The organism is Lysobacter sp. FW306-1B-D06B (genome assembly GCF_038446665.1).
GTDB lineage: Bacteria > Pseudomonadota > Gammaproteobacteria > Xanthomonadales > Xanthomonadaceae > Lysobacter_J.
In genome coordinates this window covers 2,761,666-2,787,900 of record NZ_CP151802.1, presented here as the reverse complement: position 1 = coordinate 2,787,900, position 26,235 = coordinate 2,761,666, and the positions used below count along the sequence as shown (strand labels likewise).

The 26,235-nt window shown below is 67.9% G+C and carries 22 protein-coding genes; 19 read left to right on the top strand and 3 right to left on the bottom strand.

Annotated features, from left to right (window positions below; all coding sequences use genetic code 11):
• The first annotated feature begins 5 nt into the window (after positions 1–5).
• The 5 genes from AAFF32_RS12710 (at position 6) to AAFF32_RS12690 (ending at position 5,102) form a co-directional block, all read left to right on the top strand.
• Complete coding sequence (locus AAFF32_RS12710; protein WP_342315364.1) at positions 6–2,186, top strand: ATP-binding protein; 2,181 nt, start codon at positions 6–8, stop codon at positions 2,184–2,186.
• Positions 2,183–2,821, top strand: coding sequence for a response regulator transcription factor (locus AAFF32_RS12705; RefSeq protein ID WP_216957863.1), 639 nt, complete (start codon positions 2,183–2,185; stop codon positions 2,819–2,821). The genes AAFF32_RS12710 and AAFF32_RS12705 overlap by 4 nt, the downstream gene beginning before the upstream one ends.
• 111 nt (positions 2,822–2,932) lie before the next feature.
• A complete protein-coding gene (locus tag AAFF32_RS12700) occupies positions 2,933–3,310 on the top strand; it encodes a response regulator (protein ID WP_216957865.1) in 378 nt (125 codons plus the stop codon).
• Positions 3,311–3,414: 104 nt separating this feature from the next.
• A complete protein-coding gene (locus AAFF32_RS12695; protein WP_216957868.1) occupies positions 3,415–4,245 on the top strand; it encodes an alpha/beta hydrolase in 831 nt (276 codons plus the stop codon).
• Positions 4,246–4,313: 68 nt separating this feature from the next.
• Positions 4,314–5,102, top strand: coding sequence for an alpha/beta hydrolase (locus AAFF32_RS12690; protein WP_216957871.1), 789 nt, complete (start codon positions 4,314–4,316; stop codon positions 5,100–5,102).
• A gap of 36 nt (positions 5,103–5,138) precedes the next feature.
• On the opposite strand, the gene AAFF32_RS12685 is transcribed toward AAFF32_RS12690, so the two are convergent.
• Together AAFF32_RS12685 and AAFF32_RS12680 are read right to left on the bottom strand one after the other, a co-directional pair.
• The gene (locus AAFF32_RS12685) at positions 5,139–5,762 is read right to left on the bottom strand and encodes a response regulator (protein ID WP_216957873.1); all 624 of its coding nucleotides are present in this window, start codon (positions 5,760–5,762) and stop codon (positions 5,139–5,141) included.
• A 5-nt stretch (positions 5,763–5,767) separates the two neighbouring features.
• Positions 5,768–7,963 carry an ATP-binding protein gene (locus AAFF32_RS12680; protein ID WP_342315363.1) on the bottom strand — a complete coding sequence of 732 codons (2,196 nt, stop codon included), beginning with the start codon at positions 7,961–7,963 and terminating at the stop codon, positions 5,768–5,770.
• A 233-nt stretch (positions 7,964–8,196) separates the two neighbouring features.
• Between AAFF32_RS12680 and AAFF32_RS12675 the strand changes: the two genes are divergently transcribed.
• From AAFF32_RS12675 to AAFF32_RS12610, 14 genes are all read left to right on the top strand, one after another.
• Positions 8,197–8,607 carry a response regulator gene (locus AAFF32_RS12675; RefSeq protein WP_254200113.1) on the top strand — a complete coding sequence of 137 codons (411 nt, stop codon included), beginning with the start codon at positions 8,197–8,199 and terminating at the stop codon, positions 8,605–8,607.
• Complete coding sequence (locus tag AAFF32_RS12670) at positions 8,604–9,191, top strand: DUF3302 domain-containing protein (protein ID WP_342315362.1); 588 nt, start codon at positions 8,604–8,606, stop codon at positions 9,189–9,191. The genes AAFF32_RS12675 and AAFF32_RS12670 overlap by 4 nt, the downstream gene beginning before the upstream one ends.
• A gap of 3 nt (positions 9,192–9,194) precedes the next feature.
• Positions 9,195–10,376, top strand: a complete 1,182-nt coding sequence (locus tag AAFF32_RS12665; RefSeq protein WP_216957882.1) for an HlyD family secretion protein — start codon at positions 9,195–9,197, stop codon at positions 10,374–10,376.
• A gap of 7 nt (positions 10,377–10,383) precedes the next feature.
• Positions 10,384–11,856, top strand: coding sequence for an efflux transporter outer membrane subunit (locus AAFF32_RS12660; protein WP_216957884.1), 1,473 nt, complete (start codon positions 10,384–10,386; stop codon positions 11,854–11,856).
• 13 nt (positions 11,857–11,869) lie between these two features.
• The gene (gene cax / locus AAFF32_RS12655) at positions 11,870–12,967 is read left to right on the top strand and encodes a calcium/proton exchanger (RefSeq protein WP_216957886.1); all 1,098 of its coding nucleotides are present in this window, start codon (positions 11,870–11,872) and stop codon (positions 12,965–12,967) included.
• A gap of 2 nt (positions 12,968–12,969) precedes the next feature.
• A complete protein-coding gene (locus tag AAFF32_RS12650) occupies positions 12,970–13,644 on the top strand; it encodes a potassium channel family protein (protein WP_216957888.1) in 675 nt (224 codons plus the stop codon).
• 26 nt (positions 13,645–13,670) lie between these two features.
• Positions 13,671–14,486, top strand: coding sequence for a porin family protein (locus AAFF32_RS12645; RefSeq protein WP_216957889.1), 816 nt, complete (start codon positions 13,671–13,673; stop codon positions 14,484–14,486).
• Positions 14,487–14,495: 9 nt separating this feature from the next.
• Positions 14,496–16,142 (top strand): mechanosensitive ion channel family protein, encoded by a 1,647-nt coding sequence (locus AAFF32_RS12640; RefSeq protein WP_216957892.1) that lies wholly within the window; start codon positions 14,496–14,498, stop codon positions 16,140–16,142.
• Positions 16,143–16,339: 197 nt separating this feature from the next.
• Positions 16,340–19,096 (top strand): hypothetical protein, encoded by a 2,757-nt coding sequence (locus AAFF32_RS12635; RefSeq protein ID WP_342315361.1) that lies wholly within the window; start codon positions 16,340–16,342, stop codon positions 19,094–19,096.
• A 30-nt stretch (positions 19,097–19,126) separates the two neighbouring features.
• Entirely contained in the window at positions 19,127–20,827 is a 1,701-nt protein-coding gene (locus AAFF32_RS12630) for a hypothetical protein (protein ID WP_216957895.1), read from the top strand.
• Between the two features lie 9 nt (positions 20,828–20,836).
• The gene (locus AAFF32_RS12625; RefSeq protein ID WP_342315360.1) at positions 20,837–22,216 is read left to right on the top strand and encodes an OprD family outer membrane porin; all 1,380 of its coding nucleotides are present in this window, start codon (positions 20,837–20,839) and stop codon (positions 22,214–22,216) included.
• 30 nt (positions 22,217–22,246) lie between these two features.
• On the top strand, positions 22,247–23,935 hold the full coding sequence (locus tag AAFF32_RS12620; protein WP_342315359.1) for a hypothetical protein: 1,689 nt from the start codon (positions 22,247–22,249) through the stop codon (positions 23,933–23,935).
• 138 nt (positions 23,936–24,073) lie between these two features.
• Entirely contained in the window at positions 24,074–24,616 is a 543-nt protein-coding gene (locus AAFF32_RS12615) for a hypothetical protein (RefSeq protein ID WP_216957901.1), read from the top strand.
• 114 nt (positions 24,617–24,730) lie between these two features.
• On the top strand, positions 24,731–25,384 hold the full coding sequence (locus AAFF32_RS12610) for an alternative oxidase (RefSeq protein WP_216957903.1): 654 nt from the start codon (positions 24,731–24,733) through the stop codon (positions 25,382–25,384).
• 15 nt (positions 25,385–25,399) lie between these two features.
• On the opposite strand, the gene AAFF32_RS12605 is transcribed toward AAFF32_RS12610, so the two are convergent.
• Positions 25,400–26,152 carry a cyclic nucleotide-binding domain-containing protein gene (locus AAFF32_RS12605; RefSeq protein WP_342315358.1) on the bottom strand — a complete coding sequence of 251 codons (753 nt, stop codon included), beginning with the start codon at positions 26,150–26,152 and terminating at the stop codon, positions 25,400–25,402.
• Positions 26,153–26,235 lie beyond the last annotated feature (83 nt).

Here is a 26,235-nt window from a genome sequence, read left to right as displayed (position 1 = left end):
TCTCCTTGGGCTGCATCCGCGTGGGGGAGCGGGATGGCCGGGTGATTCCCGGCGATGGCCAGACTATCCACCGCGTCGCGGCGCCTGTATTGGATGATCGTTTCGTCCTCTCATACCTTGGTTTACCTGCGCGCGCGCCGGTGGCTGCGCGGTGTCGCCGGGTGCTAGTGTTCGGCCACGGCAGCGCATGGCCGCCGCCGCCCGGCGCAGCCGGGCCTGCTCGCGGAAGCCCCTTGATGTCCTCGACCCTGCGCCCCCACCGCCCTTCCGCGCTCTCGCGCGCCGGCCATCCGGTTCCGGCCGAACGCAGGCTGCGTCTGGTGCTGCGCCTGTCCGCGGCGGTGCTGATGCTGGCGATCTTCGCCCTGGATACGTTCACCACGCTCGAAGGCGCCGTCGCGGTGCTCTATGTCGTGGCGGTGCTGCTGGTCGCACGAACGTACCGGCGCGGCGACATCGTGATCGCGGCGGTCGGCGCCGCGGCACTCACGCTGGTGGCCTACGTGGACATGCACGGCACCGCCCCGTTCGGCGCACAGACCGTGCGCGCGTTCGTCAGCCTGGCCGCGATCGGCATCGCCGCCGTGCTCGCACTGCAGAACCAGAGCGCGATGCGCACGCTGTCGGACCAAGCCATGCTGCTGGACCTTTCGCACGACATGATCTTCGTGCGCGATGTCTCCGGCCGCATCACGTCCTGGAACCGCACCGCGCAGGAGGTGTACGGCTGGCCTCCGGAGGATGCGGTGGGCCGTCGCGCCGACGAACTGTTGAAGACGCGCTATCCGGGTCCGCGCGAAGCGGTGGAGAGCGAACTTCTGGGCACCGGTCGCTGGGAAGGCACCCTGGAGCAGACGACGCGTTCGGGCAGCACGCTCGTGCTCGACAGCCGCTGGGTGTTGCAGCGCGACCGCGCGGGCCGCCCTGTCGCGGTGATGGAAACCCACACCGACGTCACCGAACGCAAGGCCGCGTACGCCGCGCTCGTGCGCAGCGAGCGGCGCTATCGCCGCATGTTCGACGCCAGCCGCATCGGCGTGGTGGAACAGGACTGGAGCGCGGTGCGTGCGGAACTGGACGCGCTGGATCTACAGGACGCCGCCGCGATCGAAGCGCATGCGGCGGCGCACCCGCAGTTCATCCGCCAGGCGCGCCGCCTCGCGCGCATCCGGGACGTCAATCCCGCATTCGCCGCGATGCTCGGCGCCGTGGGCACGGCCTACCCGGCTTCCGTCGATGATCTGCTGGGCGAAAGCGACCGCACCTTTGGCGAAGCACTGGCCGCCTTCGCGCGCGGCGATGCCTTCCACGAAGGCGAATCCGAGATCATCGGTGCGGACGGGCGCCGCGTGCCGGTGCTCTTCGCGATCACCTTCCCTTCGCCCGAAGACGGCGACGCGAATGTGCTGGTCTTCGTCATCGACAACACGGAACGGCGGCAGGCGCAGGACGCCCTGTTCACCGCGCAGACCGAACTGGCCCACGCCGCGCGTGTATCAACCCTGGGCGAGCTGACGGCTTCCATCGCGCACGAAGTCAATCAGCCGCTGATGGCGGTGGTGACCAACGGCGAGGCCGGCATGCGCTGGCTGCGGCGGGAAATACCGGATCTTCCCGAAGTCGAAAGCGCGATCGCACGCATCATTTCCGAAGGTCGCCGCGCGGCGGAGATCGTCCATCGCATCCGCGCGTTCCTGGCGAAAGTCCCCGTGCAGCGGCAGCGCATGGAGGTCGCCTCCGTTGTCGAGGAGGCCGCGCGCCTGGTGCAGCACGAACTCGCCCGCGAGCGGGTGAAGCTGCGCGTGGACATCGCTGCGCACCTGCCCGCCGTCGACGGCGATCGCGTCCAGTTGCAGCAGGTCCTGGTGAACCTGATGGTGAACGCGGGACAGGCCATGGCATCGCAGCCGGCACCGCGAATGGTCACGCTCACGGCCGCGCCTGCGTCGGATGGTCAGGTCGCCATCCGCGTGCACGACACCGGGCCCGGCATCGCGGCGGAACATCTCGCACGCCTGTTCGATCCGTTCTTCACGACGCGGCCGCAGGGCATGGGCATGGGGCTTGCGATCAGCCGAACCATCGCCGAAGCTCACGGCGGCCGCCTCCATGTGGAAAGCGAACCCGGCCACGGCGCCGCGTTCACGCTGCTGCTGCCGACGGCACGGCCGGATGCAACGACATGACCAAGCAAACTCCGCCGCCGCCCGCCGTGCCGCTGGTTGTCGTCGTCGACGACGAGACCGCGGTGCGCGAGTCGCTGGACAGCCTGTTCCGGTCGATCGGCTATCGCACGCTGCTGTTCGCCTCGCCGGCGGAGCTGCTGCAGAGCACGCTGCCGGACGGCCCGGGCTGCATCATCCTCGACGTGCGCCTGCCCGGCATCAGCGGGCTGGACGTGCAGGACGAACTCGCGCGGCACGGCATCGCCCTGCCCATCGTCTTCATGACCGGGCACGGCGATATTCCCATGTCGGTGCGCGCGATGAAGGCCGGCGCGGTGGACTTCCTGCCCAAGCCCTTCCGCGATCAGGACATGCTCGACGCCGTGGCCGCGGCGATCGACCGCGATGCGCGACGACGGGCACACAGCGCGGCGCTGGACGGCGTGCGCGCGCGTTACGAAACGCTGACGCCGCGCGAGCGCGAGATCATGGCGCACGTCGCCACGGGACTGATGAACAAGCAGGTCGCCGGTCTGCTCGGGCTGAGCGAGATCACGGTGAAGATCCACCGCGGCAACGTAATGCGCAAGATGGGCGTGCGCACGCTGGCCGACCTGGTGCGCAATGCCGAGGCGCTGGGGATCTGCCAGCGCTGACCGGGCGCGGATGCAAACCTCCGTATGATTCCCGCGCCGCCCGCGGGGAGGCATAAAGGAGGCTGGCCGTCGAGCACGCATGTGCGCGCTTCTCGGACCGAAGGACTTCCGATGACCCGCGTCCCCACCATCGTGATCGTCGACGACGACGATGGCGTCCGAGTATCCCTGTCGAGCCTGGCGCGGTCGCTGGGGTACCAGGTGCGCGCGTATCCCTCGGCGCAGGCATTCCTGCGCGACACCGAAGCCGGCGATCCCGACTGCCTGGTCACCGACATACAGATGCCCGGCATGACGGGCGAGCAGCTGCGCGATGCCCTGCTCGCCGCCGGTCGGCGCTTTCCCGTGATCTTCATGACGGCCTTCCCCAACGAGTCCTCGCGTGAACGTGCGATGGCGAGCGGTGCGTGCGCCTACCTCGTCAAACCGGTGGACGGCGCGATGATCGCCCGCTGCCTCGCACGCGCGCTCGCCGCGCCGCGCGTATGACCCACACCATCGTATGAGGCATCGAACCGCACGTACGATGTTCCGCCCGCCTCCATCGGCCTAGTGTTTCTCCTGCACCACCCCACCCCACGGAGAACCAGGCAATGAGCACCATCACCACCAAAGACGGCGTCGAGATCTTCTACAAGGATTGGGGCCCGAAGACGGCCCAGCCCATCGTCTTCCACCACGGCTGGCCGCTGTCGAGCGACGACTGGGACACGCAGATGCTGTTCTTCCTCGCCCAGGGCTACCGCGTCATCGCGCACGACCGTCGCGGCCATGGCCGCTCCAGTCAGGTCAGCGAAGGTCACGACATGGACACCTACGTGGCCGATGCGGCGGCCGTGTTCGAAGCACTGGACCTTCGCGGTGCCGTGCACATCGGCCATTCCACCGGCGGCGGCGAAGTCGCGCGCTACGTCGCGCGTGCGCCGAAGGGACGCGTCGCCAAGGCGGTGTTGATCAGTGCCGTTCCGCCGCTGATGCTCAAGACGCCCGCCAATCCCGGCGGCTTGCCGATCGACCTCTTCGACAGCCTGCGCGCGGGGCTTGCGGCCAACCGCTCGCAGTTCTTCCGCGACTTCGCCTCCGGCCCGTTCTACGGCTTCAATCGACCGGGCGTGAAGGCGATCGAAGGCGTGATCGACAACTGGTGGCGCCAGGGCATGATCGGCAGCGCGAAGGCGCACTACGAGGGCATCAAGGCGTTCTCGGAAACCGACTTCACGCAGGACCTGAAGGCGATCGACGTGCCCACGCTGGTGCTGCACGGCGATGACGACCAGGTGGTTCCGGTGGACGATGCCGGCCCGCTGTCGGCCAAGCTGCTCAAGAACGCCACGCTGAAGCTATACCCGGGCTATCCGCACGGCATGTGCACCACGCACGCGGACGTCATCAACGCCGACCTGCTCGCCTTCATCCGCAGCTGAACACACGCGATCCCCCGCGTCGTCCGGTGCAAGGATGCACCGGTGGCGCCCTCCATCGAGGCAAGACCATGAACACGTTGAACTCCACCCGACGTTGGACGTTCGCAGCGTTGATCGCGCTGGCGGCGTCGTTCGCACTCTTCCCGGCGGTCGCGCAGCAAGCGCCCGTCACACCGGCCCGCAACGTCGTCCTCGTCCACGGCGCCTGGGCCGACGGCTCGAGCTGGGCCGAGGTCATTCCACGTTTGCAGGCGGCCGGCTTGAACGTGACCGCGGTGCAGAACCCGTTGAGTTCGCTGAAGGATTCGGTCGACGCGACGCGGCGTGCGCTCGCGCAACAGGACGGCCCGACGGTGCTGGTCGCGCATTCATGGGGCGGCACCGTGATCAGCGAGGTCGGCAACGATCCCAAGGTCACCGCCGTGGTGTATGTCGCCGCGCGTGCGCCGGATGCGGGCGAGGATTTCGTCGCGCTCTCCGGCAAGTTCCCCACCGGCCCGGTGCGCGCGGGCATCCAGACACACGACGGCTATACCACGCTGTCGAAGGACGCGTTCCTGTCCTACTTCGCCAATGGTGTCGCACCGCAGAAGGCCAATGTGCTCTATGCCGTGCAGGGCGCCACCGCCGCGACGCTGTTCGGCGAACGCACCACGCAGGCCGCATGGCGCGACAAGCCCGCGTTCTACGCCGTGTCGCGCCAGGACGGAACGATCAATCCGGATCTTGAGCGCTTTCTCGCAAAGCGCATGAAGGCAACCACGATCGAAGTGGATGCGGGCCATCTTTCGCTCGTGTCGCATCCGAAGGAGATCGCCGATCTGATCCTGAAGGCGGCGGGCCAGGGAAAGCGGTGAGCTTGCGCTCCCTCCCCTTGCACGCAGGGGGAGGCGTCATTCACACGGCGCAATCTTCGCGCGCTCGGCCAGCCGGACCAGTTCGGCCACCGAGCGCACGCCGAGCTTCTGCATCACACGAGCGCGATGCACCTTGATCGTCTTCTCCACGATGCCAAGCTCGGACGCGATCTGCTTGTTGAGCCGGCCCGACAGGACGTACCGCAACACTTCGCGCTCACGCGGGGTCAGGGTCATGATCAGCGCGCTGACCTCGCATCTCTCATCGCGCACGCGTCGTGCTTCCAGGTCGAGGTCGATGCCGCGTCGCACCGCGTCGAGCAATGCGTCCACTTCCACCGGCTTGGTCAGGAAGTCCAGCGCACCGGCCTTCATCGCACGCACGGTAGAGGGAATGTCGCCGCAACCGGTGAGGAAGATCACCGGATGGGTCACGCCCTGCCCCTCCAGCAAGGCCTGCAACTCCAGCCCGCCCATTTCCGGCATCGCCAGGTCGAGCACGATGCAGCCGGGCACTTCGGGATCGTAACGGGCCAGGAATTCGCGCGTGGACTGACTGAGCGACACCTCCAGCCCTTCGGTTGCCAGCAGTCGCGCCAATGCCTTGAGGACGCCAGCGTCGTCGTCGACCAGATGAACAAGTGCGGTGGTGGTGGACATGGCCGCTACTCCACGCCTGGCAGATCGAAACAGACCCGCGTGCCGCCGGCTTCCCGGTTCTCCGCCCAGATGTGCCCGCCGTGGGCCCGCACGATGGTACGGCAGACGGCCAGCCCCATGCCCATTCCGTTGGGCTTGGTGGATTCGAACGGGCGAAAGATCGTCTCCAGCATCGCTTCCGGAATGCCCTGCCCGCTGTCCACCACTTCGGTGCACACCCCCAGTTCCGATCGCACGGTGCGCACGGTGACGATGCGCTCGCAATTCTCTTCGGGAAGTGCGTCGCAGGCGTTGAAGATCAGGTTCAGCAGCACCTGTTGCAGCTGAATGCGGTCGCCCACCACGCGCGGGATGCCCGGCGTGAGATCCATGCGCCACGCCACGCGACGGTTGAGCAGGTCGTTGCGCATCAGGCGGATCGACTCCAGCACCACTTCATTCATCAGCAACGGGTACTGCTCGCGGTGCTCCTTCTTCAGCAGCCCGCGCAATCGGTTGATAACCTGGCCGGCGCGACGGTCGTTGTCGACGATGTCGCCGAGGATGGCCTGCACTTCGCCGATGTCGGACGGATCGCGGCGCAGGATGCGCTGGGCGGCCTGAGCATTGCTGAGGATCGCGGCCAGCGGCTGGTTCAGCTCGTGCGCGAGCGAGCCCGACAACTCACCCAGCATGGTCACACGCGAGAGATGCGCGATGCCTTCACGCTCCATCGCCATCTCCATTTCCAGTTCGCGGCGTTCGGTCAGATCCGTCACCGAGGCCACGACGTGCGGCTGGTTCGCCAACGTGAGCGGGCTCAATCCGACCTCGATGGGAAACTCCGTGCCATCGCGGCGCACGCCCACCGGGTCGATCTCATGCCCCATTTCGCGTGCAATCGGATGCACCGCGTCATGTCGATGGTGCTCGCACTTGCGCAGGTCCGGGCACGTTGGCAACAGCGCATCGACATGCATGCCCACCATGTTCGCGTCTTCATAGCCGAACACGCGCGACGCCTGCAGGTTGGCGTAGCGAATGATGCCCTGCGCATCGGCGAGCAGCAGCGCGCTCGGTGCGGCTTCCAGCAGGATGCGCAGCACTTCCTGCTCGTTCTTCAGCCGCGTCACGTCGCGGGTGACGCCGCGCACCAGCGTCGGCTGGCCGTCCGCGGTGGCTTCGACACTGCCGGTTAGGCTGACCCAGCGCCGTTCGCCGTCGTCGCGCACGATGGGATACTCCAGCTCCCAGGAAGGCCGGCGCATCGCCTCGGCGAAGCGGCGCTCCAATGCCTCGCGCCCCGGCGAGCCGGTGCGGCCGAACAGCGCCCTGCGTACGTCGAGATCGCCCGGCGCACCGCCGAGAATCTCGCGATTGCTTGCGTTCTCCACGTAGCCGTCGACCGCCACGTCCCACGACCACAGCCCAAGCCCGGGCGCGGACGCCGCCAGTTCCAGGTCCTTCTGCACGCGCTGACGGCGGACTTCGCTCTCCTGCAGCAGATGGGTGAGGCGCTCGGACTTGAACAGATCACGCCCGAGCTGCCAGCTCATCGCCAGCACGACGATGACGAAGCTCGGCGTGGCGGTCAGCGGAATGCGCGGCACGCCCAGCGCCATCAGCAGGGCCGACGTCATCATCACCACGATCAGCAGCAACCAGCCGCCGCAGATCACCAGCACCGAGCTGCGGGTCTCCTCGGCGGCCCGGATGCCGCGGAAGATCGTCTGGAGCAGATAGACCAGGAGCAACGCGTTGCTCGCCTGGCTCAGCAGCACCCACGGGTTGAGCTCACCGATCGGATAGTGCACGGACGCCTGCCACCACTCGGTGCGCGCCACGGCGGTGATGGAGCGGAAGTTGAGGTTGACCGGGCTGGCGAAGTTGACGGCCAGCGCGGCGACGCGCAGCGACACCGCGCCCAGCGCCAGCCAGCGCGAGCCCAGCCCGAACGACACATGCACCACGTACACCATCGCCACGACCATCACGGCCACCGGCAGGTGCATCCATCGGATGAGTTCGCCCATGCGCTGGGGCGAGGTGGCGTACAGCGCCGCCATTTCGAGCAGGATCAGCGCGGCGACCGCCACAGCGGCGATGGCGAAGGCCAGATGCACGCCCAGACGCTTCTGGGTCAGCCATACCAGCCCGTGCACGAGTCCCAGCACCAGACTCGCGGCCGCGAGCATCGGCCATGTCAGGGCGACCCAGTTCATCGTCATCCTTGCCTGGAGGGGACGTCGCCGTTTCCTGCGTATCCGCACAACGCGGACGCGACGCGAAAACGGCCACGCAACGCGAGGGCGCGGGTCGGCACGCTTCTTGCCGCGCGGACACTTGATCCGTTTGGGGCAGATGCGCCGAACAATGTACTCCTGTGCGCAATGAAGGGTGTGTTGGGCCAAGGGCCAATTGCGGGGGAAGGACGGCTCGCGCGAGGTTTGCGGCGATGCTCGGACGATCGCTCACCATTGCCGTGGTGGATGACGAAGAAGACGTGCGCCGTGCGCTGCACCGCCTGCTTCGGTCCGCCGGATTCGAGGTCCTGGTCTATGCATCAGGCAACGAATTCCTGCGCCACGCGCAAGACAGCGCGCCCGACTGCGTGGTCCTGGATCTTCACATGCCGGGGCTGAGCGGCTTCGACGTGCAGGACGCGCTCCAGCAACGCAAGCTCAGCGTGCCCGTGGTGGTGCTGACCGGAAACGACACGACCGAGGGCCGCCAGCGTGCGCTCAACGGAGGCGCCGAGGCCTACCTGTGCAAGCCGGTGGACGACGAGTCGCTGATCGGCGCGATCCTGGGAGCGGTGGAACATCGCGGCGGCGTGGCGCCCCGCGACGCGGGGAAAGAGCCATGAATCCGGATAACCGCCATGTCCGCGGGCGCGCTTGCGCGCCGCATGTCGTCCTGCTTGCGCTTGCGACGGCGCCGTCCCTGGCGCACGCCTCGCTGTTGAGCGGCGACGCCCTCGACGCCGCCGCCAATGTCGTCGCCTGGCTGGCGCTGATCATCGTGCCGGTGGTGCTGATCGCGGTGTTCTGGATCGTGCACATCCTGCCGGAGAAGATCGCCGAGAAACGCCGCCATCCGCAGTTGGACGCAATCAAGACGCTGTGCCTGCTGTCGCTGTTCTTCGGCGGCCTGCTGTGGCCCCTGGCCTGGCTGTGGGCCTACACCAAGCCGGTGCTGCACCGCATGGCCTACGGAACCGACGTCGACGACCGCCACGGCCACGGCGGCGATGCGCTCACGCCGCTGCAGGATGCTGAACGCGCCGCGCCACCGGAACCGCAGGCGCCCGTCGTGGATGCTCGCGCCACCGAATCGCAGGCCGAAGTGGATGAATTGCGCCGCCGCATCCGATCGCTGGAGATGGCGATGGCGATGGGCAATGCCAACGCGAAGCCGCAACGGCCCGCTGTGGCCGGCGACGAGGAGTGAATCATGGAGATCATCCTGCTGCTGATCTACTCGTTCTTCGTCTGGCTGATCTTCTTCAAGTTCAAGTGGCTGCCGTGGAATTTCGTCTCGCAGATCATCGTGGTCTCGCTGCCGATCTTCGCGCTGACGGCGATGATCCTGATCCTCAACGTGGTCGCGCCCTCCTCCTCCGACGTGCGCGTGATCAACTACGTGGTGCAGGTGGTGCCGCGCGTGAGCGGGCGCGTGATCGCCGTTCCGCTGGAGCCCAATCGCCCGGTGAAGAAGGGCGAGGTGCTGTTCCGCATCGACCCGGTGCCCTTCCAGCAGGAGCTGGCGGCGCTGGAGGCCAAGCTGCCGGAGATGGAGGCCAAGCTCGACACCGCGCAGGCGTACCAGCGTGAACTGAACGAGCAACTGCGCCAGGCCAGCTCCACGCGCGATGCGCTCAATTCGCGTCTCGCCCTGGCGATCAAGCGCGAACGCCAGACCGCCGAACTCGCCTCCACCGGCGCCGGCTCCAAGTTCGATCACGAGCAGGCGCAGACCGAAGCGGCCAGCCTGCGTTCGGAACTGACCTCCACCACCGCGCAGATGGCGCAGGTGCAGCAGAAGATCTCGGCGAAGACGCCCGGTGGTCAGCTGTCGGAAGTGGCGCAGGCGCGCGCGGCGGTGGAACAGCTCAAGGCGCAGATCATCCAGGCGCGCTGGCAGCTGGAGCAGACCACGGTCTACGCGCCGGCCGACGGCACCGTCATCAACCTGCAACTGCGTGAAGGTTCCTTCGCCGCCAGCCTGCCGCTCACGCCGGTGATGAGCTTCGTGGAGAAGGAGCAGATCGTGCTGGCCATGTTCTCGCAGAACGAACTGGCCAACGTCGCCCCCGGCAACGAGGCGGAGATCGCGCTCAAGACGCACCCCAACCGCATCATCAAATGCGCGGTGGATTCGATCGTCTGGGCTTCGGCCACGGGCCAGCTGCCGATCAGCGGCATGATTCCGCAGAGCGGAACGACGCCGCTTCCGCTGGGCCGCATCGCCGTGCGCCTGCGTCCGACCGGGCGCGACGCCGACACCTTCATCGCGATGGGCGCGCAGGGCCAGGGCGCGATCTACACCGAACGCGGCAAGCTGCTGCACATCATCCGCAAGGTGATCCTGCGGGTGGGCAGCAAGCTCGACTGGCTCGTGCTGAAACTGCACTGAGGCGACGATGAGCCCGCGCCCGGCGAGCCACTGCGCGACCAAGGCGATTCCGCTGGGGCTCGCCTGCGTGCTCACGCTCGCCGCCGGCTGCGCGGTATTGCCCGAGCCCACCGGCGATGAGGTGCGAGAACAGGCGCTGGGCCAGGTCGCCATTCCGCCGAACTGGTCCGCGCAGGTCAGCGCCGCGCGCATCGACGAGGACTGGCTGGCGAGCTTCAACGATCCCACGCTCACCCAGCTCGTGCACGAGGCGCTGGCGAAGAACCCGGACCTGATCATGGCGGCCGCGCGCGTGGAGCAGGCGAACGCGCAGGTCGACATGGCCGAGGCCAACCTCAAGCCGGCGATCGGGCTGATCGGGCGCGGCGGCTCCAAGCCGATCTCCGACCTGGTGCCCCTGCTCAGCGGCGTGATGCTGCGCCTGAGCTGGGAGATCGACCTGTGGGGCCGCATGCGCTACGCGCGCAACGCCGCCCGCGCGGCGCGCGATGCCAGCAGCGCCGATTACCGCTATGCGCAACAGTCGCTGGCCGCGAGCGTGGCACGCGCGTGGTTCGTGGTGAACGAAACGCGCATGCAGGTCGCGCTCGCCGGCGAGATGGCCGATGCCGGCCAGCGGCTGGTCGATCTGTCGGGCGATCGGGTGCGCGTCGGTGCGGGCACGCAGAGCGAGGTCATGATCTCCCAGGCCAACCTCGCCACGTACCAGGACGCGCAGCAGCAGATGGAGCTCGCGCATCGCCAGGCCTTGCGTGCGCTGGAGCTGCTGCTGGGCCGGTATCCGGGCGCGACGCTGGCCGCGCGCGGCACGTTGACGCCCTTCCCTGCGCCGGTGCCGGTGGGGATTCCGATGGACGTGCTGGACCGTCGTCCCGACATGATCGCCGCGCAGCGCCGTGTCGCGGCCGCGTTCGACCGCGTCGGCGAAGCGAAGGCGGCGATGCTGCCCACGCTTTCGCTTTCCGCCGGGTACGGGCGCATCAGCAACAAGGTGGTCGAGACGCGCCAGGATCTGGAAAAGACCATCAGCAGCACCTCCGCCACCGTGATCGCGCCGATCTACACCGGTGGTGCGCTGACGGGCCAGGTGCACCTTCGCACCGCCGAACAGAAGGAAGCCGTGGCCGACTACGCGCGCCGTGCGCTCATCGCGCTGGACGAAGTCGAAGACGCGCTCAACGCCGAACGCGTGCTGGCCGAGCGCGAACGCATCCTGAGTGAGGCCACGCAGGCCAACCGAGACATCACGCGCATGGAGGAATCGGCCTATCGCATCGGCCGCTCCGATCTGCGCGCGGTGAGCCAGCGCCAGCTCGCGGCCTGGTCGGCCGAGATCGCCCTGCTGAGCGTGCAACGCGAACGCCTGAGCCGGCGCGTCGACCTGCACCTCGCCCTGGGCGGCAGCTTCGGTCAGATGCAGGACGTGGCCGCGAACGAAGCGCTACCGAACGAGTCCGCCACACCCGCCACCACCCAGTGAGGAGTCGGTCGAGATGAAATGGCTGCTCATCCTCATGCCGATCGCGATCGCATTGGAGCACTTCGCTCCGGAGCGCTCGCTGCTGATCTTCCTCGTCGCCGGTGCCGGCATCATCCCGCTGGCCTCGCTGATGGCGCAGGCCACCGGCTCGCTTGCCGTGCGTCTCGGGCCGGGCATCGGCGGGCTGCTCAACGCGACCTTCGGCAACGCGGCCGAGCTGATCATCGCGCTGGCGGCGCTGCGCGGCGGCCTGCACGACATGGTCAAGGCGTCCATCGCCGGCACGATCATCGGCAACATCCTGTTCGTGCTCGGCGTGGCGATGGTGGTGGGCGGTGTGCGCCATGGTGAACAGCGTTACGACGCCCGCTCCGCGCGCACGCAGGCGACGATGCTGACGCTGGCGGTGATCGCGCTGATCATGCCCGCCGGCTACGGCGCCATCGTGCCCGACGCCGGGGAAGCGCTGAACTCCATCAGCGCCTGGATCGCAGTGGCGCTGCTGCTGGTCTACGTCGCCAACGTGGGCTATACGCTGGCCGCCGGTCGCGCCGCCAACGCGCGCAAGGCGGCGCAGGCCGCCGATACGGCGTCGTCATCGCACGCAGACGCGGCCCACGCCCATCACGGCCCGTTGTGGAGCCCGAAGAAGGCGGTCATCGTCTTGGCGGCGGTGAGCCTGGGCATCATCTGGCTGAGCGAGATCCTGGTCGGCGCGGTGGAACCGGCGAGCGAGGAACTGGGGCTGTCGGACGCCTTCACCGGCGTGTTCGTGCTGGCGGTGATCGGCGGCGCGGCCGAACAGGCCACGGCGATCGTCTCCGCGCGCCAGAACCGCATGGACCTGGCGATGTCCATCGTGATGGGCGCCAGCGTGCAGCTCGCGCTGCTGGTGGCGCCGCTGCTGGTGCTGCTGAGCTACGTGATGGGGCCGCATCCGATGGGGCTGGTGTTCGGGCCGGGGCTGGTGCTGACGATCGTGTTCTCGGTGCTCATCACCGGGCAGATCACCAGCGACGGACGCACCGACTGGCTGCGCGGCGTGCAGCTGCTGGCGGTGTACCTGATCCTGGCGGCGGTGTTCTTCTATGTGCCGGATGCGTCGGGCTGAGGATGGACACGCCGATCTCCCGCAGCCCGTCCTCATTGCGCCAGCACCGTTACGCGATGCTGTTCTTCTCGCTGCTGCTGACCATCGCCATCGGCCCGTTGCTGGAGGCGATGCGGTTCGGGCGCACGCTCATGGAAGCCTTCCTGGCGGTCAACCTGGTCGCCGCGGTCTTCCCCTCCCTGCTGCTGGGCGAGCGCCGCGTGCTGTGGGGCCTGATCGCCGTGGCCCTGGCCCTGCGCTGGATCTCCACCACCCTGCCCGGCACCGCCCTGCAGGTGGCGGCGGCGATGGCGTGGGGCGCGATCGCGCTGATCGCGGCCTACCGCGCGGTGCGCTATTCCCTTGCCAGCGTGCGCATCCGGGCCGAACGCCTGTACGCGGCGCTCAGCGCCTACCTGCTGATCGGCGTGTGCTGGGGCGTGGTCTATGCGGCGGTGGCGCGGCTGGACCCGGGCTCGCTGTTGGCCGGCGGACTGGTGCCGCCCCGTGGAGTCTCCATGGGAGACGCGATTTATTTCAGCTTCGTCACATTGGCGACGCTAGGCTACGGCGACTTCGCGCCGGCCACGCCGGTGATGAGGGGGTTGGCGGTCTTCGAAGCCATCATCGGGCAGCTCTACCTGGCGATCATGGTCGCGCGCCTGGTCGGGCTGCGCACGGCGGCACAGTCACGTTGAACCACACAATGTCGATGGGAGGCACCATGAACACCCGCATTGCCCTTCCCCTGGCAGTCCTGCTGGCGATGACCTCGATGCAGGCCCGCGCGATCGAGCCGCTGGACACCTTCAGCGCCCGCATCGGCGGCTACATCACCGAGTTCGACACCGAAGTGCGGGCCGACGGCGAGACCGAGTCGGGCACGCGCATCGACCTACAGCGCGACCTCGGCCTGGACGAAAGCAATACCGTCGCGGTCGTCGGCGTCACCTGGCGGCCGTTCGACAACCACGAGTTCGGCCTGTCCTACTACCAGGACGACGCGTCGGCCTCGCGCACGACCAACCGGTCGATCACCTTCGAGGACACGACGTTCGAGGCGCAGAGCACGCTGCGCGCCGAAGTGGACCTGGACGCGTACGACCTCTACTACGTCTGGTGGGGCGTGAACAATGACCGCTGGGCGCTGGGCCCGCGCGTCGGCCTGGTCTGGTACCGGATGAACCTGGAGCTATCGCTGCAGGTGGACGCACAGGGCAACCGCATCGACGGCGCGATCCGCGAGGACGTCGACGCCGACCTGCCCGCCCCCAGCATCGGCGGCAGCTGGCGCTGGGCACCGCTGGACGACTGGCGGTTCTCGGCGGACGTGGGCTATTTCTCGGCCGACATCGACAACATCGATGCGGACATCACCTTCGGCCGCCTGGGCGTGGAGTGGTTCCCGTGGGAGCGGGCCGGTTTGTCGCTGGACTACACCGTGCGCAGGATCGAAGCCGACTCGCGGCGCGATGACTTCATCGGCAACCTCGACTTCACCGACAGCGGCATTCGCCTTGGCGCCGTCTACCGGTTCTGACGACAGCCCATGGAGGCCGGCCACCGCCACGTGATGCGGCATCTCGCGGGGACGATGCTCGGCATCGCCCTGGCCGCGTTCGCCTGCGCCGCGAGTGCGCGCCAGCCCGCCCCCGAGCCCGCACCGCCACCGGCCGCCGCCGCCCCGCCTGCCCACGCACCGGCGACGCTGCGCTACTTCAACCGCGACATCGTGACCTTCCGCGTGCCGTTCTTCGGCAACTCACCGACGCGGCGCGCGGAGGTGGCGCAGGCCAACATCGCGCGCATCGTCGATGAACCCGGCATGGCGAAGGTCGGCTACCAGGCGGTGCCGCAGGGCGTGGCGATCCTCCTGTCGGGACAACTGGTCACGGTGATCGTGCCGGCCGACCGCGACGTGCTGGGCGGCCAGAGCCTGGATCAGCTGCGCGCGCAGACGATCACGCGCCTGGACACCGCGGTGCGCGCGGGCGAACAGGCCCGCATGCCGCAACGCGTTCTGCAGGGCCTGCTCTGGGTGGCGGTGGCCACCGTGGCCGCCATCGCGCTGCTGTGGCTGTTGTACCGGCTGGTGCTGCGCGTGCGCCATCGGGTCGACGCCTGGGTCGTCGCGCGGCTGGCGCAACTCAAGAGCGAATCCGCACGGCAGATGCTCGCCGGGCTCATCGCCAGTGCGCGCGGGCTGGCGCGATTGGCGATGTGGCTGATCGTCGCCCTCACCTTCGAAGAATGGCTGCGTTTCGCCTTCGGCCGCTTCCCTTACACGCAGCCGTGGGCGGCGGCGATGACGGGCTGGATCACCTCGCGCACCGTAAGCCTGGGCAATGCCATCGTTTCCGCGCTGCCGGGGCTGTTCAGCGCGTTCCTCATTTTCATCCTCGCCCGACTGGTGTCGCAGGCGCTGCGCGTGACCTTCCACGGCGTGGAAGCCGGGCGCTTCCAGTTGCTGGGGATCGACCAGCAACTGGCCGAACCCACGCGCAAGATCTTCACCGCGCTGATCTGGCTGTTCGCGCTGGCGATGGCCTACCCGTACCTGCCTGGCGCCGAAACGGATGCGTTCAAGGGCCTGAGCGTGTTCGTCGGCCTGATGATCTCGCTGGGCGCCTCCAGCATCGTCAGCCAGGCGGCGGGCGGCCTGACCCTGCTTTATTCGCGCACGATGACGCCCGGCGACGTGATCCGCATCGACGACACCGAAGGCACCGTGCAGCAGATCGGCCTGTTCACCACGCGCCTGCGCACGCCGCTGGGCGTGGAAGTGAGCTATCCGAACAACGTCGTGCTCGGCGGCAAGTTGCAGAACTTCTCGCGCAATCCCGATGGCCCGGGCATGTGGATCGAAGCGAAGGTGACCATCGGCTACGACGCGCCGTGGCGGCAGGTGCACCGGCTGCTGCTCGATGCCGCGCAGCGCACGCCGGGCGTGCAATCCACGCCGGCCCCGTTCGTCGCCCAGGCGGCGTTGTCCGACTTCTACGTGGAGTACGTGCTGCGCGCGCGCATTCCCGATGTGCAGCAGCGCCTGATCGCACGCAGCACGCTGCACGCCAACATCCAGGACGCCTTCAACGAAGCCGGCGTGCAGATCATGTCGCCCAACTACGAAGCCGACCCGGAGTCGCCAAAAATCGTGCCCAAAGCGCATTGGGACGGGCCCACGCAGGGCGGTTAGCCGACGGGAGGCGGCCGCAGCGCCTTCACACGCACGGCGGTTGTTGGGCCAAGGGCCAATTTTCCCTGCATTTTTCCGGGCATAGGCTTTGGCGAGGATTGCTTTCACTAGCCTGAGCCGTCGTGCTCCACGTGAGCCGCCCGGCCCTGGCCTGCACTGCCAGAAGCTTGTCGCCGCCATGCGTACGGAGCACGGGTATGAACCAGGATCCTTCCCAGAAAGAATCGCCGCGACTTGCCAACGTTCTTGTCGCCGCTTCGCTGCGCGCCGACCAGTGGCGCCACCTCAACGCCGCTGCTCGCGCGTGGGCCGGTGGCGGGGCCAATGCCGCGCAAGGCCGCGAGCGTTGCACCAAGCAGTTCGCTGAAGCCATGCGGCTTGAACAATGCTGGGCCTACCCTGGCGAACGGCTGCTGGCCGCGCTGCGCCAGGCGCTGGCCGACGGCGATGCCGCCCTGTTCGCGCGGCTGGTGCAGAAGGTGTCCTCGGCGATCCTGTCGGGCGATTACCGGCGCGACGAGAACGCCTGGGAGCTGGACGACGATCTGGACCGCAACGTGCTCGATGCGCTGCCGCCCGACATCCTCGGCGTGCAGGACAAGCCCTACTTCGAAGTACTGGTGGTCACGCCGGCCGATCCCGCGCAGTGGTTGCGCTCCAAGGACGAAATGCGGCGCATGCGGCGAGCGGAAGATCCCTTCCACTATGCCGTCGTGCATGCCGGCAGCTTCGAAGACGCTGCGCTGGCGATGATCGTCAACCACGACCTGCAGGCCGTGGTGCTCGTCGACGGCTTCGGATTCTCCTCCCATCACGACATCCCCGATCTCAAGGACTTCGTCTCCCGGCACGTGTCACTGGATGCCGACGACGTGCGGCCGGGCACGATGTCGCTCACGTTGGCCCGCACGATCAAGAACTCGCGGCCCGAACTGGACCTGTACCTGCTGACCGATCGCGCGCCCGAATCGGTCGCCGGCAGCGACGAGGCCGCGCCGCTGCGGCGCGTGTTCCACCACGTCGAAGAGCCGATGGAGATCCATCTGTCGATCATCGACGGCGTCAACGACCGCTACGAAACGCCCTACTTCGACAACCTCAAGAAGTACGCGATGCGGCCCATCGGTACGTTCCATGCGCTGCCCATCGCACGCGGCAAGTCCATCTTCGGATCCAACTGGATCCGCGACATGGGCCACTTCTACGGCACCAACATTCTGTTCGCCGAGTCCTCCGCCACCACCGGCGGGCTCGACAGCCTGCTGGAGCCCACCGGCAACATCAAACGCGCACAGAATGCCGTGGCGCGTGCGTTCGGCGCCAAGCGCGCGTACCTGGGCACCAACGGCACCTCCACGTCCAACAAGATCGTCGTGCAGGCGGTGTGCAAGCCGGGCGACATCGTCATCGTCGACCGCAACTGCCACAAGTCGCACCACTACGGATTCGTGTTGAGCGGCGCGCAGCCTTACTACGTCGAGGCCTTCCCGCTGACGCAGTACTCGATGTACGGCGCGGTGCCGTTGCGCACGATCAAGCAGGCGCTGCTGGACTGCGCCGCCGGCGGCAAGCTGGACCGCGTCAAGGTCGTCGACATGACCAACTGCACCTTCGACGGCCACATGTACAACCCGCGCCGGGTGATGGAGGAATGCCTGGCGATCAAGCCCGACCTGATCTTCCTGTGGGACGAAGCCTGGTTCGGTTTCGCCCGCTTCAACCCGATGCACCGCCGCCGCACCGCGATGGGCGCGGCCGCCGTGCTCACGCAGCGTTACCACAGCCAGGCCTACCGGGACGAATACGCCGCGTGGAAGGCCAAGCGCGGCGAGTTCGACCCGGCCGATCCGGCGCTGCTGGACGAACGCCTGCTGCCGGACCCGGACCGCGTACGCATCCGCGTGTACCAGACCAATTCCACGCACAAGTCGATGTCGGCGTTCCGCCAGGGCTCGATGATGCTGGTGTGGGACGAGGACTTCCATCACGTGGAAGGCCCCTTCGAGGAGGCGTTCTTCGCGCACACCTCGACCTCGCCGAACCTGCAGCTGATCGCGTCCCTCGACCTTGCGCGGCGCCAGATGGAACTGGAGGGCTACGGCCTCACGCTGCGCATGACCGACCTGGCGCTGAAGATCCGCCGTGCGATCAACACGCACCCGCTGATCTCGAAATACTTCCGCGTGGCCACGCCGGAGGACATGATCCCCGCGGAGTTCCGCGAGTCGGGACTGCGCGATTACGGCCCGCCGGATTCGAGCTGGCTGGACGCGATCGAGGCACTGGATCACGACGAGTTCGCGCTCGATCCCACGCGCCTGACGCTGATCTGCGGCGCGGCCGGGTTCGATGGCACGCAGTTCAAGGGGCTGCTCGCCGAACGCTTCGACATCCAGATCAACAAGACCTCGCGCAACAGCGTCCTGGTGCAGACCAACATCAACAACACGCACAGCGATGCGGCGCTGCTGATCAAGGCGCTGGCCGACCTGTCGCGTGAGATCGAATCGCGCCTGTCGCAGGGCGGCGCGCTCGACCGGACGGTGTTCGACGACCGTGTCCGCGCGTTGATGACCGACGTTCCGGACCTGCCGAACTTCAGCCGTTTCCACGACGCGTTCCGCGACCAGCCCGACGGCGCCAGCAACGAAGGCCACATGCGGCCCGCGTTCTTCATGGCCTACGACGAAGAAAACTGCGAGTACGTGCGACTGGGCAGCGAGGACATCGACAAGCGTCTGCGCGACGGCCCGGAAATGGTGTCGGCGAACTTCGTCATTCCCTACCCGCCCGGGTTCCCGATCATGGTGCCGGGCCAGGTCATCGGTGCCGACACGATCGCGTTCATGCGCAAGCTGGACGTCAAGGAGATCCACGGCTACCACGCCGCGCAGGGCATCAAGCTGATCAAGCCGTCTGCACTGGCCGGCCGTCGCGCCGGCTCGCTGCACTGACCGACTCAAGGACGCAAGGAGACTGCCGCCATGCAAGGGTTCTTTCAGTTCCTCGCCGACAATCCGTACATCCTGCTGTTCTTCACCGTCGGCATGGCGGTGCTGGTCGGAAAGTTCTCGGTCAAAGGCTACGGCCTGGGCATGGTCGCCGCGGCCGTGGTGGTGGGTGCTGCGCTGGCAACCTGGGCGTCCACTTACGGCGTGAAGCTGCAGCTGGACAACTTCGCCAAGTCGCTCTTCTACTACCTCTTCATGTACGGCGTGGGCCTGCGCGTGGGCCCGGCGTTCTTCAACAGCCTGAAGAAGGACGGCATCACCTTCACCATCCTTGCGGTCATCTGCGCCGTCCTCGGCCTGGTGCTGGTGGTGATCGCCTCGAAGATGCTCGCCCTGCCGGCCGGCGCGGCGGGCGGCATCCTGGCCGGCTCGCAGACGATGTCGGCCGCCATCGGCACCGCCGAGATGGCCGTGGAGCAAGGCGCGTACAAGCTGCCTGCGGGCGTCACGGCAGAACAAGTGTCGGGCATGATCGCCCTCGGCTACGGCGTGACCTACATCTGGGGCACGGTCGGCATCATCCTGATCTGCAAATACCTGCCGCGCTGGTGGGGCGTGGACGCGCGCAAGGCCGCGCGCGAGTACGAACTCAAGCACGGCGTGCGCAACGTCGATGACGCCGCGCTCACCGGTTACCGTGGCGGCGGCCTGCGCGCCTACCGGCTGGACAATGCGCAGACCGCGGGCCAGAGCATCGCCCAGCTGCGCAAGACGTACCCGCAGTATCGCGTCGCCAACGTGCGGCGCGGCGATGAGGTGCTCGGCGCCGCGCCGGACCTCGTACTGCAGCAGGGCGATGTCATCGCACTGGGCGGACGTCTGCAGGACCTCACCGACAACCTGGGGCTCATCGGCGCCGAAGTCGACGACCCGAAGGCCTTGAGCGTGCCGCTCGACCAGGCCGAGATCCTCGTGACGGAGAAGAAGTTCGACGGCCAGCCGCTGCGTGCGCTGGCGGCGGAGGACTTCGCCGGCCAGGTGCAGGTGACGCGCGTGGAACGCTCCGGCGAGCCGCTGCCGTTCGGCGCCGATACGCCGCTCAAGCGCCTGGACGTGATCTTCGTGACGGGCCTGAGGAGCGCTGTCGACAAGGCCGCCGGGCTGCTGGGCAAGGTCGCGCGGCCGAGCACCTCGACCGACCTGCTCACGCTGTCCGCGGGCATGGTGCTGGGCCTGCTGGTGGGCAAGATCAATGTGCCCGTCGGCGATTTCTCCGTGGGCCTGGGCAACGCGGGCGGGTTGCTGCTGTCGGGCATCCTGGTGTCGTCGGTGGTTTCGCGCCTGCGCTATTTCGGCAGCACGCCCAACGCCGCGCGCAACATCCTGGAAGACCTGGGGCTGGTGACCTTCATCGCCATCGTCGGCATTAACGCCGGCGCGACGCTGCTGGAGCAGCTCACCGGTTCGATCGCGGTGAAGATCTTCCTCGCCGGCTTCATCGCCAGCACCATTCCACCGTTCATCACCTGGGCGATCGGCTACCACGTCTTCAAGATCAACCCGGCCGTACTGATGGGCGGCGTGGCGGGATCGCGTTCGCACTCCGGCCCCGCACGCGAGGCGGCGAAGGAGATCGACAGCACGGTGCCGTGGGTCGGATTCCCCGTGGGCTACGCGGTGTCCGGCGTGCTGTACACCGTGTTCGGTTACTTCGCGATGGTGCTTTCGCAATAAGGAGGAGCCATGGAGGCTTACCGTCTTGTCGCGCGCGCAGCTCCCATGGCGACCTGTGGGCTGCTGTCGATCGCATTGGCCTGCTCCGCGCATGCGCAGACGCAGGCCGCGCCGCCTGCCAGCGTGGAAGACGACGAGTACGTCGAGGCGGAGCCGTCGTCCACCGAACAGGGGCAGACGCCGCTCGACGAGGCGTTCGCCCCGCGCGACCGCGCGGCGTGGATACGCGAGACGCGCCGCAAGGCGTGGCAGGACACCAAATGGGACGTGCAGGCGCGCACGTTCTACCTGGGTCGCGACAAGTACGACAACACCGAAAGCGAAGCGTGGGCGCTGGGTGGCTCGGTCGGCTTCAAGACCGGCTACTTCCGCGAGCGGTTCGCCTTCGGCGCGACGGGCTATACCTCGCAGAAGCTTTACGGCCCCGAGGATAAAGACGGGACGCTGCTGCTGAAACCCGGCCAGGAAGGCTACACCGTGCTGGGCGAGGTCTACGGCGAATTCCTCATCAACGACGACACCCGGCTGAGCCTGGGCCGCCGCGGCATCGACACGCCCTACATCAACCGCAACGACGCGCGCATGACGCCTAATACCTTCCAGGCCATCACCCTGCAGGGCCTCTACGGCGGCGACGAAGGGCGTCCGGAGTGGCGCGTGGGCGGCGGGTATTTCGATGAGATCAAGGAGCGCAACTCCGACGAGTTCGTCTCCATGGCGCAGGACGCGGGCGCGCCGGACGGCGTGGAGCGCGGCGTCTACGCGCTGGGCGCCAACTTCAAGAAGGGCGCCTTCTCGGTGGGTGCGATCGGCTACTACAGCGATGACATCATCCAGATCTTCTACACCGAGGCCCGCTATGGAATTCCGCTGGCCGAGAAGCTGAAGCTGCAGTTCGCGTTGCAGTACTCCGACCAGTCGAGCGCCGGCGACGACCTGTTGCGCGGCGCGGACTTCTCCTCAGACCAGTGGGGCGCGAAGGCCGAACTGGGCTACGGCGGCGCGCTGTTCACCGCGGCTTACACGCGCGCCGGCGGCGACACCAACATGCAGAACCCCTGGAGCGGTTACCCCGGTTACACCAGCGTCCAGGTCGAGGATTTCAACCGCGACGGCGAGGACGCCTGGCTGCTGCGCGCCGGCTACACCTTCCAGACGATCAAGGGCGCCAGCGTCTACGCGCTGTACGTGGACGGCTCCGATCCGCAATCGCCGACCGAATACGCCAAGGACGAGTACGACTTCAACTTCCAGTGGGCCATCGGCGATGGCTTCCTGCAGGGCCTGCTGATCCGCCTGCGCTACGCGCACGTGCGACAGGAAGGACCCGTCGAGTCCGACCTGGACGACGTCCGCCTGATGGTGTTCTACGACCCACCGAAGCTGTAAGGGCGCCGCCGCGCGACCGGGGGAGGCCGAATGGAGTGGTTCTCGTCGATCCTGTCGCGCTATCCGGAACTGGCGGTGTACCTCGCGCTGGGCATCGGCTACGCCGTGGGCGGCGTGCGCGTGCGAGGTTTCGTGCTCGGCGGCGTCACCGGATCGCTGCTGGCCGGCATGCTGCTGGGCTGGGCGTTCGAGGTGCCCGTCTCGGCGACCGCGAAGTCGCTGGTGTTCCTGCTGTTCCTGTTCGGCATCGGCTATGAAGTCGGTCCGCGCTTCCTCTCGGCGATGAAAGGCGACGGTTGGCGATTCGCGGCGCTCGCCGTGTTCATGCCGACCGTGGGGTTGCTGGTCGCGTGGGGCGTGGCGAGCGCGCTGCAGCTGGATCCCGGGCTGGCCGCCGGCATGCTGTCGGGGGCACTGACCGAATCGCCTGCGATGGGCACGGCGACCGAGGCCATCCAGGCCTTGCCCATCGACGCGGAAACGAAGGCCCGCTACGTGGCGCATGTCGGCGTCGGCGACGCGCTGTGCTACGTGTCCGGCGCGCTCGGCGTGATCCTGACCTGCACCGTGATCGGGCCGTGGCTGCTGCGAATCGACCTGAAGGCGCACGCGATCGCGCTGGAGGCCCGTTACGGCATCGTGCGTCAGCGCGCCGGCGTCGCATCGGCCTGGCAACCCTTCGAGACACGCGCCTACCGCGTGCCCGCCGACGCGCCCATGGCCGGCCTGGCCATTGCCGCCGCCGAACGCCTGATCGAAGGCGCGCGGCTGTTCGTGTATCGCCTGCGACGCGACGACGTACTGCTGGACGCCGATGCCTCCACCATCGTACACGCCGGCGACGTGGTGGCCGTCGGCGGCCGGCGCGAGGTGCTGGTGGGCATCCTGGGAGAGCGCGGACGTGAAGTGGATGACGCCGACCTGCTCGACATTCCGATGGCCGCGCACGAGGTCTTCGTGTGCAAGGCGCGCTGGATCGGGCACACGCTGGCGCAGATCGCGCAGTGCGACGAGGTCCGCGCCGTCTTCCTGCGGCGCATCCTGCGCAACGGGCAGCAAATCCCCATCGGCACCGGCACGACGATCGAACGCGGCGACATGGTGCAACTGGTCGGCCCGGAGCAGGCGGTACTGCGCGCGGCCGGCGAACTGGGCGAGATCGTGCGCGCCAGCGACGCCACCGACTTCATCGTCGTGGGCTTCGCGATCTTCCTGGGCGCGGTGTTCGGCGTGCTGGCGGTCGTGCCGGTGGGGCGCATCGACGTCAGCATCGGCACCAGCGTCGGCGCGCTGCTGGCGGGGCTGGTGGTCGGCCACGTCCGCGCGCGTCGCCCGCTGTTCGGCCGCATCCCCGACGCCGCTGTGAAGCTGATGCAATCCTTCGGGCTGGCGGCCTTCGTCTCGATGGTCGGCCTGGGTGCGGGGCCGCATTTCCTGCTGGCCCTGCGCGAGTCGGGCGTGGGGCTGTTCTTCGGCGGCGTGCTGGTCACGATGACGCCGCTGCTGCTGGGGCTCTGGTTCGGCCGGCGCGTGCTGCGGATCGACCCGTTGCTGCTGCTGGGTGCGATCTCCGGCGCGCAGACCTTCACCGCCGCCCTCGCGGCGCTGCAGGAGAAGTCCGACAGCCCGATCGCGGTGATCGGCTATACCGGGTCGGTGGCCGTCGCGCACGTGCTCCTGACCACCTGGGGCACCGTGATCGTGCTGGCGATGGCGTGACTGCGATGGACGTCCGTGCGTCGCCTGCATCGCCCCCCGCCACCACGCGACGGACGCCACGACAACCGGACAGCCGGCAAAGCCAACGCAGGGTGCGCGCGTAGACTGGCTGCGGCCGGCACTCATCCGGAGGGGACCATGCTCACCGCCCTGCCCTTGCTGGACGATGTGCTCGAGCATCATGCCGCGCAGCTCGGCCGCGACTTCGCCGCCTATCGCAACCACGCCTACCGTGTCGCCAATTTCTGCTGCGTGCTGGCGGAGATGCACGGCCGGCGCGTGGACGACGACGTGCTGCGGGCCATCAGCATCGCGGCGGCGTTCCACGACCTGGGGATCTGGACGGACGGCACCTGGGACTACCTGCCGCCGTCGCGCCGACGCGCGCACGATTGGGTGCACGCGCACGGCCACGGCCATTGCGATTGGCAGGTGGACGAGATGATCGGCCAGCACCACAAGCTCACCGCGTACCAGGACGACACGCTGGTGGAGACCTTCCGCTTGGCCGACCTGGCCGACGTCTCGCGCGGCCTGGTTGCCGGCGGCATTCCGCGGGCGTTCCGGCGCGAGGTGTTCGCCCACTATCCCAACGAGGGCTTCCACCGTCGGTTGCTGCACTTCTCCTGCCGGCACCTGCTGCGCCACCCGCTCAATCCCATGCCCATGCTGCGCTGGTGAGACGGCGCCGCCGCCGGCTATCGAAGGGCGGGTTGATGTAGATCAACCGGGTGCCTTGGGCGAGGCGGATCATCACGCCATCGGCCGGCACCCCGCCCGGCCCGGAAGCCCGCCATGAAAGCCGACGTCACCCCGGCGATCCCGATCGAACTCCACCATACGGTGGCCGGCCTGTCCGACCGCATCGCCTACGGCATCACCCGCACCCTGCGTTTCTTCGCCGACACCCTGTTCGCCAAGCGCTACGGCAATCGCGCGATCGTGCTGGAAACGGTCGCCGCAGTCCCGGGCATGGTCGGCGGCGCGCTGCTGCACCTGCGCTGCCTGCGCTGGATGCGCGACGACGAAGGCTGGATCCGCACGCTGCTGGAAGAAGCCGACAACGAGCGCATGCACCTGATGACCTTCATGGAGATCGCGCGGCCGAGCTGGTTCGAACGCATGATGGTGCTGATCGCGCAGGCGCTGTTCTTCACGTTCTACCTGGGCCTGTACATCGTCTCTTCCCGCACGGCGCACCGGTTGGTCGGCTACTTCGAGGAAGAGGCCGTCGTGAGCTACACGCGCTACCTGGAAGAGATCGACGCCGGACGCATCGAGAACGTCGCCGCGCCGGCGCTCGCCATCGACTACTGGCAGCTGCCGCGCGATGCCCGCCTGCGCGACGTCGTCATCGCCGTCCGCCAGGACGAGGCCGGCCATCGCGATGTGAACCACGCCATCGCCAGCCAGTCTTCGAGTGAAGTGCCGGCCACGCATCGGTTGTAAGCGGCCATCGCCGCCTCAGTGATCCAGCAGGGGCGCGGCCAGTTCGTCCATCGGTGCACGGTCGAGCAGTTCGACCTCACGGCCGTGCACCTGGATCCATCCATTGCCCTGCAGGCGCCGGAAGATGCGGCTGAGTGTTTCCGGCGTCATCCGCAGGTGGTTGGCGATGTCGGCGCGCTGCATCGACAGCTGGAAGCGGCGCGGCGAGAACCCGCGTGCTTCGAGCCGGCGCGACAGTCCGATCAGGAACGCCGCGACGCGTTCGTCGGCGCTGGAATCGCCGGCGAGCATCGAGGCATGGCCGATGTCGCGGCTCATCAGGCGGAACAACTGCCGCTGCAACCCCGGCAGGCGCCCGGCCAGCATCGACATCTTCGGGAACGAGAAGCGGCACAGCATGACCGTATCCAGCGCGACCGCGCTGCACGGATAGGTGTTGCCGTCGATGGCGTTCAGGCCGACGACTTCGCCCGGCAGATGGAAACCGAGCACCTGCTCCCGTCCGCTGCGGTCGATCGTCGTGGTCTTCACCGTGCCGGCGCGAACGGCGGCGATGGCGTCGAACGGATCGCCCTGGCGGAACACGAACTCGCCCTCCTGCAAGGGACCAACGTGCTCGACCAGCACGTGCAGTTCCGCCAGCGCGCTCTTGTCCATTCCCTCGGCCAGGCAGGCCTGGGAGAACGCGCAGGTCGTGCAGAACTGCAAGTCGGTTCCATCGTTGGAGAACACCCGCGGGTTCAGCCGGGGAAATACGCTTTGTTCCATCGTCCACACCGGAAGGGATGGCGTGCGCGCGGCGCGCCGTTAGGGATCGTATTCAACCATGCCCGGGCCCATCGCACGACGAT